The organism is Sphingomonas xinjiangensis, from assembly GCF_014199255.1.
Taxonomy (GTDB): domain Bacteria; phylum Pseudomonadota; class Alphaproteobacteria; order Sphingomonadales; family Sphingomonadaceae; genus Sphingomonas; species Sphingomonas xinjiangensis.
The window spans coordinates 1-14540 of sequence record NZ_JACIJF010000022.1 but is presented as its reverse complement, the minus strand read 5'-3'; the positions used below and the strand labels follow the sequence as shown (position 1 = coordinate 14540).

At 66.7% G+C, this 14540-nt stretch carries 8 protein-coding genes and 1 pseudogene; 6 read left to right on the top strand and 3 right to left on the bottom strand.

What is annotated here, in order from left to right:
- Nucleotides 1-91 precede the first annotated feature (91 nt).
- Nucleotides 92-2056 carry a glycoside hydrolase family 97 protein gene (locus FHT02_RS18960; RefSeq protein ID WP_184091389.1) on the top strand — a complete coding sequence of 655 codons (1965 nt, stop codon included), beginning with the start codon at nucleotides 92-94 and terminating at the stop codon, nucleotides 2054-2056.
- A 14-nt stretch (nucleotides 2057-2070) separates the two neighbouring features.
- On the opposite strand, the gene FHT02_RS18955 is transcribed toward FHT02_RS18960, so the two are convergent.
- On the bottom strand, nucleotides 2071-2973 hold the full coding sequence (locus tag FHT02_RS18955) for an ROK family protein (protein ID WP_184091387.1): 903 nt from the start codon (nucleotides 2971-2973) through the stop codon (nucleotides 2071-2073).
- Nucleotides 2974-3201: 228 nt separating this feature from the next.
- On the opposite strand from FHT02_RS18955, the gene FHT02_RS18950 reads away from it, so the two are divergent.
- A complete protein-coding gene (locus FHT02_RS18950) occupies nucleotides 3202-4431 on the top strand; it encodes an ROK family transcriptional regulator (RefSeq protein ID WP_184091385.1) in 1230 nt (409 codons plus the stop codon).
- 11 nt (nucleotides 4432-4442) lie between these two features.
- On the opposite strand, the gene FHT02_RS18945 is transcribed toward FHT02_RS18950, so the two are convergent.
- On the bottom strand, nucleotides 4443-5459 hold the full coding sequence (locus FHT02_RS18945; protein ID WP_184091383.1) for a cupin-like domain-containing protein: 1017 nt from the start codon (nucleotides 5457-5459) through the stop codon (nucleotides 4443-4445).
- A 132-nt stretch (nucleotides 5460-5591) separates the two neighbouring features.
- Nucleotides 5592-9014 (bottom strand): TonB-dependent receptor, encoded by a 3423-nt coding sequence (locus FHT02_RS18940; RefSeq protein WP_184091381.1) that lies wholly within the window; start codon nucleotides 9012-9014, stop codon nucleotides 5592-5594.
- 151 nt (nucleotides 9015-9165) lie between these two features.
- Between FHT02_RS18940 and FHT02_RS18935 the strand changes: the two genes are divergently transcribed.
- From FHT02_RS18935 to FHT02_RS18920, 4 genes and pseudogenes are all read left to right on the top strand, one after another.
- Entirely contained in the window at nucleotides 9166-10674 is a 1509-nt protein-coding gene (locus FHT02_RS18935; RefSeq protein ID WP_184091379.1) for a tryptophan halogenase family protein, read from the top strand.
- Complete coding sequence (locus tag FHT02_RS18930; RefSeq protein ID WP_184091377.1) at nucleotides 10671-12107, top strand: tryptophan 7-halogenase; 1437 nt, start codon at nucleotides 10671-10673, stop codon at nucleotides 12105-12107. Before FHT02_RS18935 ends, FHT02_RS18930 begins: the two co-directional genes overlap by 4 nt.
- Nucleotides 12104-13606, top strand: a complete 1503-nt coding sequence (locus FHT02_RS18925; RefSeq protein WP_184091376.1) for a tryptophan halogenase family protein — start codon at nucleotides 12104-12106, stop codon at nucleotides 13604-13606. Before FHT02_RS18930 ends, FHT02_RS18925 begins: the two co-directional genes overlap by 4 nt.
- Before the next feature lie 169 nt (nucleotides 13607-13775).
- A pseudogene (locus FHT02_RS18920) lies at nucleotides 13776-14269 on the top strand (transposase).
- Nucleotides 14270-14540: the final 271 nt, after the last annotated feature.

The following is a 14540-nucleotide window of genomic DNA, read 5'->3' as shown; positions in this document are numbered from 1 at the left end:
CCGGTCAAGTTAAGTATTTCAATTTGATTTTTGGCAGGGGTTCCCGGAGACGGGGGTGCGCCGGCATGACTGGCGGGAATGGGAGAGAATAATGGTGACCGCGTTGGTGCGCATGGGCGCGATCCTGAGCGCCGTACTTGCCCCCACCGGCGCCCTTGCGCAGCGCGTCGCCTCGCCCGATGGCCGCATCGTCGTGACCCTGGGGACCAGTGCGGGCGACCAGCCGACCTATCAGGTGGCGGTGGCGGGACGCCCGGTGCTCGCGCCTTCGCTGCTGGGGCTGGAGTTCGAGCGCTATGCCAAGCTTTCGAACGGGCTGAAGGTGGCTGGCGTGGAGAGGGCAAGCGGCGAGGATCGCTACACGCTGCCCGCCGGCAAGGTTGCGACCGTTGCCGAGCACTACAACCAGATCACCGTGCATTATGTCGAGAGCGGCGGACAGCGCCGCCGGCTGGATCTGGTGGTGCGCGCCTATGACAGCGGCATGGCGCTGCGCTACGCGGTACCGCGCCAGCCTGATCTGAAGTCGCTCCGGCTCGCCAACGAACTCACCCAATTCGCTTTTCCGCGCGACTTTGCCTGCACCGGGCTCAACCTCGGCAGCTTCGGCACCAGTCATGAGGGGGAGTATGATCCGGTGCAGGCAAGCGCGATCCGCCCGCACAACCTCTACGAGCTTCCGCTGCTGTGCGGCACCGGTGCCGGCGGCGGCGCGATCGCCATCGCCGAGGCGGCGGTGGAGAATTGGCCGGCGATGTACCTCACCGGCACTGAGACCGGGGCACTCGGCGTTGCCGCCCGGCTGGCGCGTCGTCCGGACGACCCCGCCATCGCCGTGAAGGCGGAAGTCGGCGGCGGCATCGTCTCGCCCTGGCGGGTTGTGATGGTGGGGGACAACCCCGGCAAGCTGATCGAGAACACGCTGCTCACCAGCCTCAACCCTCCGGCCAAGGGCGATTTCGCGTGGGTGAAGCCGGGCAAGACTGCCTGGGACTGGTGGTCGGGACCCACGCTTGCCGGCGTACCCGCTGCGGGGACCAACAATGCGACCGAACGCGCGTTTATCGACTTCGCCGCGCGCCACAAATTCGAATACATGATGGTGGACGACGGCTGGTACGTGAACAGCGGCGCCGGCGCGACGCTGCTGCCCGGCGCCGACCCCACCCGCCCCATCGACGCGATCGATCTGCCCGGGCTGGTGACTTACGGCGCCGAGCGCGGAGTCGGGCTGATCCTGTGGCTGCATTGGAAGCTGCTTGACCGCGACATGGAACGGATCCTTGGCCGGATCGTCCGCTGGGGCGTGAAGGGGATCAAGGTCGACTTCATGGATCGCGACGATCAGGAGATGATCGGCTTCTACCATCGTCTGGCGGAGGCCACCGCCCGCCACCGGCTGCTGCTCGACCTGCACGGCGCCACGCACCCGTGGGGCATGACGCGCACCTGGCCGCATTTCCTGACGCAGGAAGGCGTGCTCGGCGCGGAGTACAACAAATGGACGCGCCGCATCACTGCGCGGCACAATGTGATGCTGGCCTATACCCGCATGCTCGCGGGGCCGCTCGACTATACGCCGGGCGGCTATCGCAACCGCACGCCCGACCGCTTTGCGATCACCGCCACCGCGCCCGAGGTGCAGACCACGCGGGGGCACGGGCTGGCGATGTACGTGGTGTATGAGAGCCCGCTGCAATCGATCTCGGACTCGCCCGACGCTTATCGCGGTCAGCCCGGCCTCGACTTCCTCTCGGACGTGCCCGCCAGCTGGGACGAGACGCGCTTTCTGGCCGGCGAGCCCGGCGACTATGTGGTGCTCGCCCGGCGCAAGGGCGCCCGCTGGTATGTCGGCGCGATGACCGATCGCGCGCGCACCGTCACCCTGCCGCTCGGCTTCCTGGGCAGCGGGCGCCATGTCGCTCGGACCTGGCAGGATGGCGCAGGCCCGACGGAACTGCGTACCGCCACCCGGAGCATCTCCCCCGGCGGGCGGCTGGTGCTCACGCTCGCGTCATCGGGAGGCGCGGTTGCGGTGATCGAGCCCGCGCGCTGATCGCGTTTGAAAGACTATGCCTGCGCCGGCCACAGCCGTGCCGCGCCGCGCACGCCGGAGGAATCGCCCCAGCGCGCCGGCTCGATCCGGCCCTGCCAAAGGCCACCAAAAGCGTGGGCGGCGATCACCTCCGGCAAGCGGGCATAGATCTCCGGCACGTTCGACATGCCGCCGCCAAGCACGAAGACATCGGGATCGAGCGTGTTGGCCAGCATCGCCAGCGCCCGGCCCAGCCGGTCGACATAGGCGTGAAGGCAGGCAAGCGCCGCGGAGTCGCCGCTTCGCGCCGCCGCGATGATCGCGGGCCCGTTCAACCGCGCGCCGGAGCGGCGGCGATAGTCGTGCTGCAGGCCGGTACCGGAGATCAGCACGTCGAGGCAGCCCTGCCGTCCGCACCAGCAATCCGGGCCGGGAAACTCGTCCGCGCGCATCCAGGGCAAGGGCACATGCCCCCATTCGCCACCCAGCCCGTTGGCACCCTCGACGATCCGGCCGTCGACGCACAGTCCGCCACCCACGCCGGTGCCCACGATCACCGCAAAGGCGACGCGCGCACCTGCCGCGGCACCGTCGACGGCCTCCGATAGCGCCAGGCAATTGGCGTCGTTCGCCACGCGCACCTCGCGCCCGATCGCCGCCGACAGGTCCTCGCGGAAGTGCCGGCCGTTCAGGAAGGTGGCGTTGGCATTGTACAGGCGGCCATCGCGCGGCGACACCGAACCCGGCATGCCCACGCCGATCGTTCCCTGCGCCCCCGCCTCGCCCTCGGCGCGGACGACCAGGTCGCGCACCGCGCGGATCGCCTGATCGTAGGCACCGGGATTCGGCGCGCGCACGCGCGACAGGAAGCGTCCCTCGGCATCCAGCGCAGCCGCCTCGATCTTGGTGCCGCCGAAGTCCACTCCGATCTGGATCACTGCCCGGCATCCTTGCCGCGCGTGCGGAGTGGCAGGCTCGGCCAACGGCCACGTCTCGACGCCCGTACTCTCACTCGCAATCCCCTCCCCACGCTGCGTTCGCTCGTGCTACTGCGGAACGAAACGCACAATAAGAATGTCAATTTGAAATATCCATCGCCGATTGCTCCCCGCTTTCATTTCGGGCTAGGACTCCTGTGTTTTCAGCCGAAGGATCGTTGCTCCGGGATGCACGGCCTGCCCCAATCTTCCCTTGCGAAACCCGGTCGAAGCGATGGGCGGGGTGCCCGCCTGTCGCGGACGCTGTCGGGCACCAACCTGGCGCGCGCGGGCGATTACAATTTGCGCACCGTGCTTCAGTCGATCCGCTTGGCCCCGGGCACGACGCGTATCGACATCGCGCTCCAGACCGGGCTGACCGGCCCGACCATCGCCAACATCACCGGCCGGCTGATCGACATGGGGCTGGTGCAGGTCACCGGGCGCCGCAAGAGCGGGCGGGGGCAACCGGCGATCCTGCTTGAAGTGGTGCCCGAAGGCGCGTTCGGCATCGGGCTGAACATCGACCGCGATCACCTGACCCTGGTGACGCTCGACCTTGCAGGTACCGTGCGCTGCCGCGTGACGCGCGAGATTGCCTTTCCGCTGCCCGCAGACGTACTCCGTTTCCTGGCCGACGAGTGGGACGACGCATTGGCAATCAGCGGAATAGACCCGGCGCGCGTGCTCGGGATGGGCGTGGCGGTGCCCGACGACATGGGCCGCATCGTGCTGCCGCACCAGCCGCCCGGCTATGCGGCATGGAACGGCACTGACCTTGTCTCCCTGCTGGCGGATGCGATCCCCTGGCCGATCCACTGCGACAATGACGCGGCGGCGGCGGCGCTGGGCGAGGCGGAATATGGCAGCGCGTTCGACAATCCCAGCTTCTTCTACATGCTGGTGAGCGCAGGGCTGGGCGGCGGACTGGTCATCGACCGCAACTATCATCGCGGCGCCAGCGCGCGATCGGGAGAGATCGGGCTGATGCCCGATGCCGCGCGTGCAGGCGCGCAGATCCAGGACACCGTATCGGTCTCCGCGCTGCTCGACCGGCTCGAACGCGCCGGCCACCGTGCAGCCGAGATCGGCGACCTGCTGAAGCTGGAAAGCGTCGCGCCCGAGATCCTCGAACGCTGGCTGGAAGACGCGGTACGGTCGCTGGTGGCGCCGCTTACCGCGATCAACTGCCTGCTCAATCCCGACGCGGTGCTGATCGGCGGACGCCTGCCGCTGCCGCTGATCGAGCGGCTTGCCGAGGCGCTGACGCGGGCGCTGGCCGAAGTAGACCTGCCGGCGCGCGCGCCGGTGAAGCCGGCGGTAATGGCACAGGACGCACCGGCGATCGGCGCGGCGATCCTGCCGTTCCTCGATCACCTGCTGCCGTCGGATTCGATCCTGATTCAGGCGGGCCGCTGAGCCCAGCCGCCTTAGGCTAGCGTGCGGAGCAGGAACTCGCGGATTCGGTGATCGCGTTGGGGAGACGGCGGCGCGAGCACGCCGCGGGCCTGCTCGGGCAAGTGATCGGCGACCTGGGTGGCGCCCTCCTCGAAGACATAATGGTCGAACCACGCCCGCAGCCCCGCCCGCTGCCCGGCCGGCAGTTCGCGGATGGCGAGCACCGCGTGCATCAGCGCCGCCATCGGCGATCCGCCCGCGCCCTGCCCCCACCAATAGTTCACCAGCACGTTGAGCGGCCCCGTGGCGCGGACGTCGTGCCACCATAAGGACGGGATGAAGATCGCGTCGCCCGGCTCCAGCTCGGCCACCTGCATCTGCTCCAGGGCATGGGCGAAGAGCGGATAGGCCTCCAGATCGGGAGCTTCCAGATCGACCATGCTGGTCGGCTGCCCCGCGATCGTGTTCTCCAGCGGGCCGACATAGAGGTTTGCGATTTGCTCGGGCGGGAAGAGCGCGAAGCGACGCCGGCCGGACACCACCAGCGCGACGTTGTCCGAGACGTCGTAATGAGTAGAGGCGCGGCTGCGGTTGCCCACCCATATTCGCGGCGTCGCCCCGGGTGTAGGAAGCGGGAGGACATTCTCCTGCGTCCAACCCGGATACGCCTCCGCCGCCGGCGCCGACCCGGCATACAGCGATGGAGAATTCGGATCGTCCGCATGGGCGACCAGCGTGTCCAGAAAGATCGGCACCGCCACTTGGGCGGACTCGAAATTGAAGCTGCTATGGTCAGCGGCGTAGAAGAAGCGCCCGCTCACCGCCGGTGCCGCCGCGAACATGTTAACGGTACGTCCGGCACCGAACCGCCGAAGATAGTCGGCAATCCCCCGCGGCCCCGCACGTCCAACAGCGACCGCCGGCCAGTTCGCCCCGATCCCGCGTAGCACGACGGGCGTATAGCCGGGCTGGACCTCCCGAACGAAGATGTCCGCCGTCACGTCGCTGCGTTCGGTGACGCGCCGTGCCGCGGCAAGAATGTTGTTCATATGCTGGCCTGCCCAAAAAACTCCCGGACCGACTTGCCACACCTCACATGCGCGCGCCTGTTTTTTTGCGACGGGCGCGTGAAAAAGCTGCGGGAGTTACCCCGCAGCTTCTCCAACTGCTTCAGCGTGCCGTCACATCGTTAGGCGAACGCTAAGCGTGTACTGCCGGTCGCTCTTGAAGAACGAGCGCGGCGCGGTGAGTCCGTCCCCATTGAGCAGGAACCGCGTCTTGGTGGTTGTGTCGAGCAGGTTCTGCGCCTCGATACCGATCTTGAAGTTCGGGTTCACCGTGTAGAACAGCGATCCGTCCAACTGGCCCGCAGCATTCGCCATCACCGGCAGGAACGGGAAGCAGCAGTCGCGGTTCGTCAGCAGATATTCCGACCGCCAGCTATACGCCACGCGGGCATAGAGCCCGCCCAGGTCGTAGAACAGCGAAGCGTTGAAGTTGTGCTTGGACAGTCCCTGAAGTGGCAGGTTGCCGTACAGGTCCTGCACGTCCAGAGGCGGCCTCGCGCCGTCCGCTGGCCCGTTTGCTGGCACGGCGTTGGGAATGTTACCCGCATCTACGTAGGTGTAGGTAAGCTGCGTCCCCAAACCACGCAGCGCGCCGGGCAAGAAGTCGAAGGTCTGCTGGTAGGCAACTTCCGCGCCCTTGATCGATGCGTTGCCCTTAACGTTTGCCGGTCCGTTGATGGCAATGTCGAACGTCTGACCGTTGTTAGTAGCCGTACGGATGTAGCCGAAATTATCGACGATGATGTTCGAAAGGTCCTTGTAGAACAAGGCGCCGGTCAGCGATCCGACCTTGGCGAAGTACCACTCGGCCGTCACGTCGAACTGCTTGGCCTCGACCGGGCGCAGGTACGGGTTGCGGGCATTCGCCTGGAACCCGAAATTGCCCGCAGAGTTGCCGCCAGCCGGCGTCGCTCCGACAAAGTTGCGCAGATCGCCGAAACCAGGCCGCGAAATCGCTTTGGACGCTGCGCCGCGCAACAAGAGTTGCGGCGTGAGTTGCAGCTTAAGGTTCAGCGATGGCAACCAATGGTCGAATTTCTGGGTTGCCGTGCTCGGCTCTGTCGCACCGTTCGAAAAGGCCAGAATGGCCGCCTGCTGCGCGGCGCCTAAGGTGCAGATGGATGGGATCGTGCCCTGCCCGTTAGGGTTTGCGAACTGATAACGGCAATATTCGGCCAGAGAGGGGCCATAACCAGCCTCAGTGATCGGCGTGAAGATGCTGCTCGAATTCGGGAACGTCAAAGCCCCTTCGGACTCATCCGACGTTCTGACATAGCGCACGCCGATGTTGCCCGACAGGCTCATGCCGTTGCCGAAATCCTCAACCCCGAAATCAGCGCGCGCGTAAGCGGACCAGGTCTTCTCTCGGTTTCTGTAGATCTCGCCAGGGCGGAAATAGCCATCGATCAGCGCCGAATTGGGCTGGGTCTGGCCGTTCGCTGCGCGGGTGCCGTCGCGATCTTCGACTGGCGTATAGCTGCCGCCTCCCTGCGCAGTCACACGGCGCAACAGCGCCGTCATCGCGTCATGATTGCTCAGGACGTTGTCCGGTAGGAAAGTCGTGCTTGGAGGCATGACAGCCCCGCCTCGGAAGAAATTGTCGAAACTGTACAACGTGCCGTCACCCTGCTGGATGTCGGCGAAGCTGACCGGACCGGAGGAGGCCCAGGTTTCGGACACGTTGCCCCAGTTGCTGTAATCGTTCGAACGCACCACCTGCTTTCGATCCGCATAGCGGCCGCCGACCCGCACGTTGCGCAGGAAGCCATCCTCGCTGACGTCATATTGAGCATCAGCGCGGAAGGCCCATTCGTCACCGTCGTTGCGTGCAACGTTGTTGAACGCGTCGCGGAAATAGATGGAGTTCGGGTTGGCGAAATAGGCGTCCGTGTTCTGCTGGCCGCCGACCAGATTGCCGTTGGCGTCGGTAACCGCGGACGGCGTGACAAACTGGATCGACGGGATGCTGCCACGCGTGTCGATCGCCACCTGCGAGAAGGTCCCGGTGTCCAGGATGTCGTCCATGGAGCGCAGGGTGGATTTCACATATTGGCCATCGAAATTCATGTGGAGGCGTTCGGTCGGCTCCCACTTGATGTTCAGCGACTGATCCTGCGTCGTCGCCTTCGAATAGAAGTGTCGGTTCGACTGGGTCGTGAAGATGCCGTTGGGCGAGAACTGCGTCAGTGGTCCATAGCCGGCACCATTAGGACGGTTGCCCTGGATCAGGCCGGCAGTCTTGCCCAGCGTGCCGCTGGTGAAGATGCCATTGTCGTCATAAGTCGCGTCACCAATCGGGAACACCGTGGTGCTGTCCCCATAGTACACGTTCGGCTCGACCGTGTGCTCGAGCCATTCCTCGGTGCTCTCCGTGCGTACGAACTGCGCGGTGACGAGGAGGCTGCGGTCGGCATTCTCATATTGCGCAGCGGCAGAGATGCCCAAGCGACGCCGGTCGAAGCTTTGCGTGCGCGAGCCGCCGCCGAGCGGCGCGTAGACGAAGTCGCGACCGGCTGGCACCGGATAGCTATCGAAAACAGTCGACTGATACTGCGTCCCGGCGTTGATCACGCGGCCCTCGCCGGCATCCTGCGCGCCGTTGCCGTTTGTGTCGTCATTGTAACGGGGCAGGTAAGACGACACGAACACCGAATCCGCGCGGCTGCGAATTTGCGAATAGGTGCCGGAGGCGAGGATGCCGAAGCGGCCGCCGCCCACGTCCCATGTCTTGGAGACGAGCCCGACGACGGATGGCGCGCCACGCTCTTCGAGGTCGCCATAGGTCATGCTGCCCGAAAGGAAGAACAGGTCCTTCGTAGAATCGAACGGCTTGCGCGTGTTGATGTTCACCGAGCCGGAGATACCGCCCTCGATCATGTCGGCAGTCAAATTCTTGAACACCTCTACCGAGCCTACGATTTCGGTCGGGATGTCGTTGAAGCCGATCTCGCGCCCGCCGCCCACGGCGAATGCGTCACGGCCATTGAACTCGCCGCGCACATAGCTGAGGCCCCGGATCACGACGCCCGAACCCTGGACCGAGAAATGCTGCGAGTCGTTCGACGCGGCGAAGCGCGTGATCGCCACGCCCGGAACGCGCTGCAGCGCTTCATTCACCGAACGATCGGGAAGCGCGCCGATGTCCTCGGCGGTGATCGCGTCCACCACCGTGTCGGCATTGCGCTTGAGCGACTGGGCGTTGGCGAGCGACTGGCGCAGGCCGGTGACGACGACCTCGTCCTCCGCGGCGTCCTGGCCCGGCGTCTGGAGATCGTCCGGCGTGACGGGCGACTGATCGGTCTGGGCCTGCGCGTCGATGCTGGTGGAGCCAGAAACCGGCTTCTTCAGGCCACTGCCCGCCGCGGACTGCGTGTCTTGCGACTGCACCGGCTGTGCCGGATCGGTCTGCTCCGAACCGGGACGGTCGGTGGTCTGCGCGAATGCCGACTGGCTGGCGCAAAATGCCAGCGCCGAGCCGGTCGCAGACAGGCCGACAAGTGCGATCCGGCGCTTGCGCGCGCTCGAAATGCTGATCATCGCTATTCAGGTCCCCTCTGGTGCAGCGCGTCGGTGTTGCCCCGACCTCACTCGTTTCTCGGCACATCCGACGCCTGATAGCGCTATTATCCAGTTTGAAACGGGCAGACAACGCAGATATTACAAGTTGAAATAACAAATGGAGAGAGTGATGAGAAAGGGCACCACCGGCCCGGGTGACGACCGCCTGCGCGTGGTCGTGGTCGGTGGCGGAACCGCCGGGTGGATGACAGCTGCCGCCCTTGCGGCGCTGGCCGGACAGGCGTGCCGCGTGGAGCTGGTGGAGTCGGCGGAGATCGGCATCGTCGGGGTAGGCGAGGCGACTCTGCCCCACATGCGCTTCTTCATCCAGCGGCTCGGCATCGACGAGGCGGCGTTCATGCGCGCGACCGACGCCACGTTCAAACTGGGCATCGAATTCCGCGACTTCGGCGAAATCGGCGAGCGCTACATCCACCCGTTCGGCACCTATGGCCGTCCGCTGGGCGGCGTCGCGTTCCACCATTATTTCCTGCAGCGTCACCCCCGGCCGGGCGGCAGCGCAATTGGCCCCTACTCGGCGGGTGTGACCGCCGCCGAACAGCGGCGCTTCGCCCTGCCCGACAACGAAGCGGACGATCCGGCCACCTCCTTCGGCTATGCCTATCAGTTCGATGCGACGCGCTTCGCTCCGTTTCTGCGCGACTGGGCGGAGGCGCGCGGCGTCACGCGTACCGAAGGCCGCATCGTCGATGTGGAACGCGAGCGCACGAATGGCGACGTGCGCGCCGTGCTGCTGGCAGGCGGCGAGCGGATCGAGGGCGATCTTTTCGTCGACTGCTCCGGCTTTCGCGCGCTGCTGATCGGCGAGCAATCCTGGGAGGACTGGTCGCACTGGTTGCCGTGCGACCGGGCGGTAGCGGCGCCAACGGCGAGCCCCGCTGGCACGATCGAACCGTTCACCCGCGCCGCCGCGATGCCGGCGGGATGGCGCTGGCGCATCCCGCTGCGCCACCGGGTCGGCAACGGCTATGTCTATGCCAGCCGCTTCCTCGACGACGACATGGCGCGCGAACAGTTCCTGGCGGCCATCGAAGGCGAGCCTCTGGCCGAACCGCGCCTGCTGCGGTTCCGCGCAGGGCGCAGGACGCGCAGCTGGACGGGCAACGTCGTGGCGATCGGGCTGGCCTCGGGCTTTCTGGAGCCGCTGGAATCGACCAGCATCTATCTCGTGCAGATGGCGATCACGGCGCTGGTCGAGCACTTCCCAGGGCGCCCGATTGACGCGCTGGATCGAGACGGGTTCAACCGGAGCGTGGATGCCGAATATGACCGCATTCGGGATTTCCTGATCCTGCATTATCACGCCACCCGGCGCAGCGACACGCCGTTCTGGGATCATGTGCGCAATATGGAGACGCCACCCGAGCTCGCGCAAAAGCTGGCACTGTGGCGCGAGACGGCGCAGGTCGCGCAGTACAGCCACGGCCTGTTCCTGGAGCCCAGCTGGGTCGCGGTGCTGCTGGGGCAAGGCGTGATCCCGCACGGCTGGGATCAGCGCGCCGCAATCCCAGATCCGGCCGCGCTCGATCGCGCGCTGGAGACGCTGCAAGGCGCGATTGCCGAGCGGGTGGCGGCGATGCCCGATCATCGCGTGTGGCTGGAAGGACACGCGGCGTGAGCGCTGCCGAACCCTTGCGCACGGTGGCCGTGGTGGGCGGCGGCCCGGTGGCGATGGCCGCGGCGCTGGCATTCGCGCGGGCGTTGCCGCGAGCCGAAGTCACGCTGATCGGCACGCCCGTCGATCCTGCCGCGCTTTCCGATCACCTGCCGGTGCTGCTCGAGTCCGGCCGCGCCCATTTGGCGCTGCTCGGGCTGGACGAGGATGCGCTGCTCGCGCGGGCGCTGGCTACGCCGAGGCTGGCCGAGCGCTTCGAGGATTGGGGCGGCGCGCCCTGGTTGAGCGCGCCCGGCGAGGCAGTGGCCATTCCCGGCAGCGGCGCGGTGCACCAGCGCTGGCTGCGGATCGCCGGGCAAGCGGGTGCGCCGCCGTTCCACGCGCTGCTGCCCGCGGCAGCAATGGCGGAAGCGGGCGTGTTCGCCGCGGCTCCCCCGGCCCCCCTGGACCGCGCCGGGTACGACCTGCGCCTCGACGCCGCAGGCCTCGCCGCGGCGCTCGCCCAAGGCTTGCGCGCCCACAAGGTCCGCATGGTCGCTACGGAGCGTGTCGTCGCCAATTCCGGCGCCGACGGTATCGCGAGCGTCACTCTCGACAATGGAGAGCCGATCGCCGCGGACCTGTTCGTCGATGCTGCCGGGCCGGGCGGGATGCTCGCGCAGCCGGAGGATGGCTGGGAGGACTGGACACCCTGGCTTCCCGCCGACCGACTGCTGCTCGCCCCCGAGCCGGCCGGACCGGACCTCCTCGACCGCTACCGTGCCGTGGATTGCGGCTGGGCCGCCACCTGGCCGCGCGCCCGCGACGCGCTGCGCGTGCTTGCCTTCGACGCTGACGCAACTACGCCCGATCGCGCTCGGCGCGTGCTGGGCCGAGGCGGCGAAGCGGCGACGCTGGTGGCGCTCGAGCCCGGGCGGGGGACCGGGTGGAGCGGCAATCGACTGGCGTTAGGAGATGCGGCGGTTCAGCTCGGGCCGCTGGGGCTGGCCGGGTTCGACCTCGCAATGGCGCAGCTCGCGCTGGCGCTGGCGTTGCTGCCGGGGCGGGCGATGCCGCCGCTGCTCCTCGCCGAATATAATCGCCGCGCGAACCTGCGCGCCGATCGCCTTCGGGACTGGTTGTCGGCGCATTATCTGGCAGCGCCGGTTCGGAAGGGACCGTTCTGGCATCGCTTGCCCCAGCGGGCCGCATCCCCCGCCCTGGGCGATAACCTCGGCCAGTTCCGCCAGCGCGGCTTCCTGCCGCATCATGACGAGGAGAGCGTCGCGCCCGACCGCTGGCGCGCGGTGCTGCTGGGCCAGGGCATCCGGCCGCGCCGCGCCGATCCGGTGGCGCTCGCCGACGATCCCGCGGGCATCCATGCCGCGATACGCGCAGGCGCGGAGTCGCTACGCTGTGCCGCAGCGGCGCTGTCCGTCGGCACGGGGGCTCGATGACCCCCGGCCCCATCGAACGCGTCGTCATCGTCGGCGGCGGCACCGCCGGATGGATGGCCGCCGCCGCGGCGGCACGCTTCCTGGACGATGGCCAGCGCCGCATCACCCTGGTCGAATCCGAGGCGATCGGCACGGTGGGCGTAGGCGAGGCGACGATCCCGCCTATCCTGGAGTTCAACCGCCGGCTGGGCATCGAAGAAGGCGAATTCGTCCGCGCGACCGGCGCCACCTTCAAGCTGGGCATCGAGTTCGCCGGCTGGGTCAATGGCGGCGACCGCTACTTCCATCCCTTCGGCACGTTGGGCCGCACGTTCCACGGGCTGCACTTCCACCAGGTCTGGCTGAAGCTGCGCAACCAGCCCGGCATCGGCGGGATCGCCGACTACAGCATGGCGGCGCTCGCGGCGGCATGCGGCCGCTTCGCGCATCCCGTGTCCGATCCGCGCTCGCCATTGTCAGGGCTGGACTATGCCTATCATTTCGACGCCGCGCTCTACGCCGCGTTCCTCCGGCAGCGGGCCGAGGCCGAGGGCGTGCGCCGGGTAGAGGGCCGAGTCGTGTCTGTCGAGCGCGACGGCGAAACCGGCCACGTCGCCGCGCTGCGGCTGGAAGGCGACCGGCGCGTCGAGGGCGACCTGTTTCTCGACTGTTCGGGCTTTCGCAGTCTGCTGCTCGGCGAGGCGATGGGCGTGCCCTTCGAATCCTGGGCGCACTGGCTGCCATGCGACCGCGCGGTGACGGTGCCCAGCGCGCGCAGCGATCCGCCGCTCCCTTTCACCCGGGCCACCGCGCATGCGCCCGGCTGGCAATGGCGCATCCCGCTCCAGCATCGCACCGGCAATGGACTGGTTTATAGCAGTGCCCATATCGAAGACGACGCAGCCGCCGCGCTGCTCCTGTCGCAGCTCGACACCGCCACGGCAGCCGATCCGCGCCTGCTACGCTTCAGCGCCGGGCGGCGCGTTCGGCAATGGGATGGAAATGTTGTCGCGCTCGGCCTGGCGGGCGGGTTCCTGGAGCCGTTGGAGTCGACCAGCATTCACCTGATCCAAGACGGGATTTCCAAGTTGTTCTCGCTCTTCCCAGATCGCCGTTTCACGTCGGTCGAGCGGAACATGTTCAACCGGCTAATGACGGAAAGCTATGATGGCATCCGTGACTTCATCATTCTGCACTATCATGCCAATGCTCGCCAGGAGCCGCTGTGGCGTCATGCCCGCGCGATGACGCTGCCGGACCGGCTAGCCGAAAAGCTTGCGCTCTTTCGCGAAAAGGGTCGCATATTTCGTTACGATGGAGAGCTGTTTTCAATTCCCAGTTGGGTGGCAGTGCTGCTAGGTCAGGGTTGCATGCCCAAGGGCCATGATCCAATTGTAGACGCGCTCGACGCCGACCGCTTGTACGAAGCCGTCCGGGCAACACGCAGCGTCAACATCCGCGCGGTCGAAGCAATGCTCGGCCACGCGGCGGTGCTGACGGCCATGCGGAACAACGGGTGACGAAGCTCCCGAGCACCTCGCCTTCCTGATCGACCGCTCCCATAGGTAGACCGATATCGCTGCTTAGCTTTACGTACATTTGGTCGAAGTGCTCGCGCGTAAGTGGCAAAGGTCAGGACCCATGATTTGAGAGGCGCGATGTCATTCAGGCCCCGCGAGGACACCGGGCATGAGCAACCTGTATTGGCTGACGCATGAGCAGATGGCGCGTCTGCGGCACTGCCCCAAGTGCGACGGTAAGCCGCGGGCTGACGACCGGCCGGTGCTGAGCGGCATCTTTTTCGTCAACCGCAACGGGCTGCGATGGCGGGAGGCGCCGAAAGACTATGGGCGGCACAAGACGCTCTACAACCGCTGGAAACGCTGGGGTGAGACGGGAGTGTTCATTCGCATAATGGAGGGATTGGCTGCCGCTGGTGCCCAACCGAAGACCGTCATGCTCGACGCGACCTACCTCAAAGCGTGTCGCACGGCATCCAAGGTCGCAATGCCCGGCTCGAGCCCGTGAGATACGACAAGCACCGCTACGGTCGCCACAGCCGCACTGAGATCATGTTAGGCCGCCTGAAGGACGGGCGCAGCGTCGCCACCCGCTACGGCCGGTGCGCGACGGCTTTCTTCTCCGCCGTCGCTCTCGCGGCCACCATCATCATCTCGCTCTGATTAACGAGGCGTGACCCTAGGCGCGGTAGCGGCAGCGATGCGCCCAATTGCTGCCCTTCCCGAAGCCTTCTCTGCTTCCCATAACCTGCCGTTCATTCATCTTCGTTTGAGGATCCTTTAAGACGCGTTCCACTACGCGAGCTGCCACGGCACAGAATGCGGAAAGCGGAACGGCCGCTTCTCTATCGCGGCCCGAGTCAACAGGCGAAGGCCACTCTTCGCTGCCGCAAGGGCACCGGTGTGGCGGATTGGAAGGCGACAATACAACACT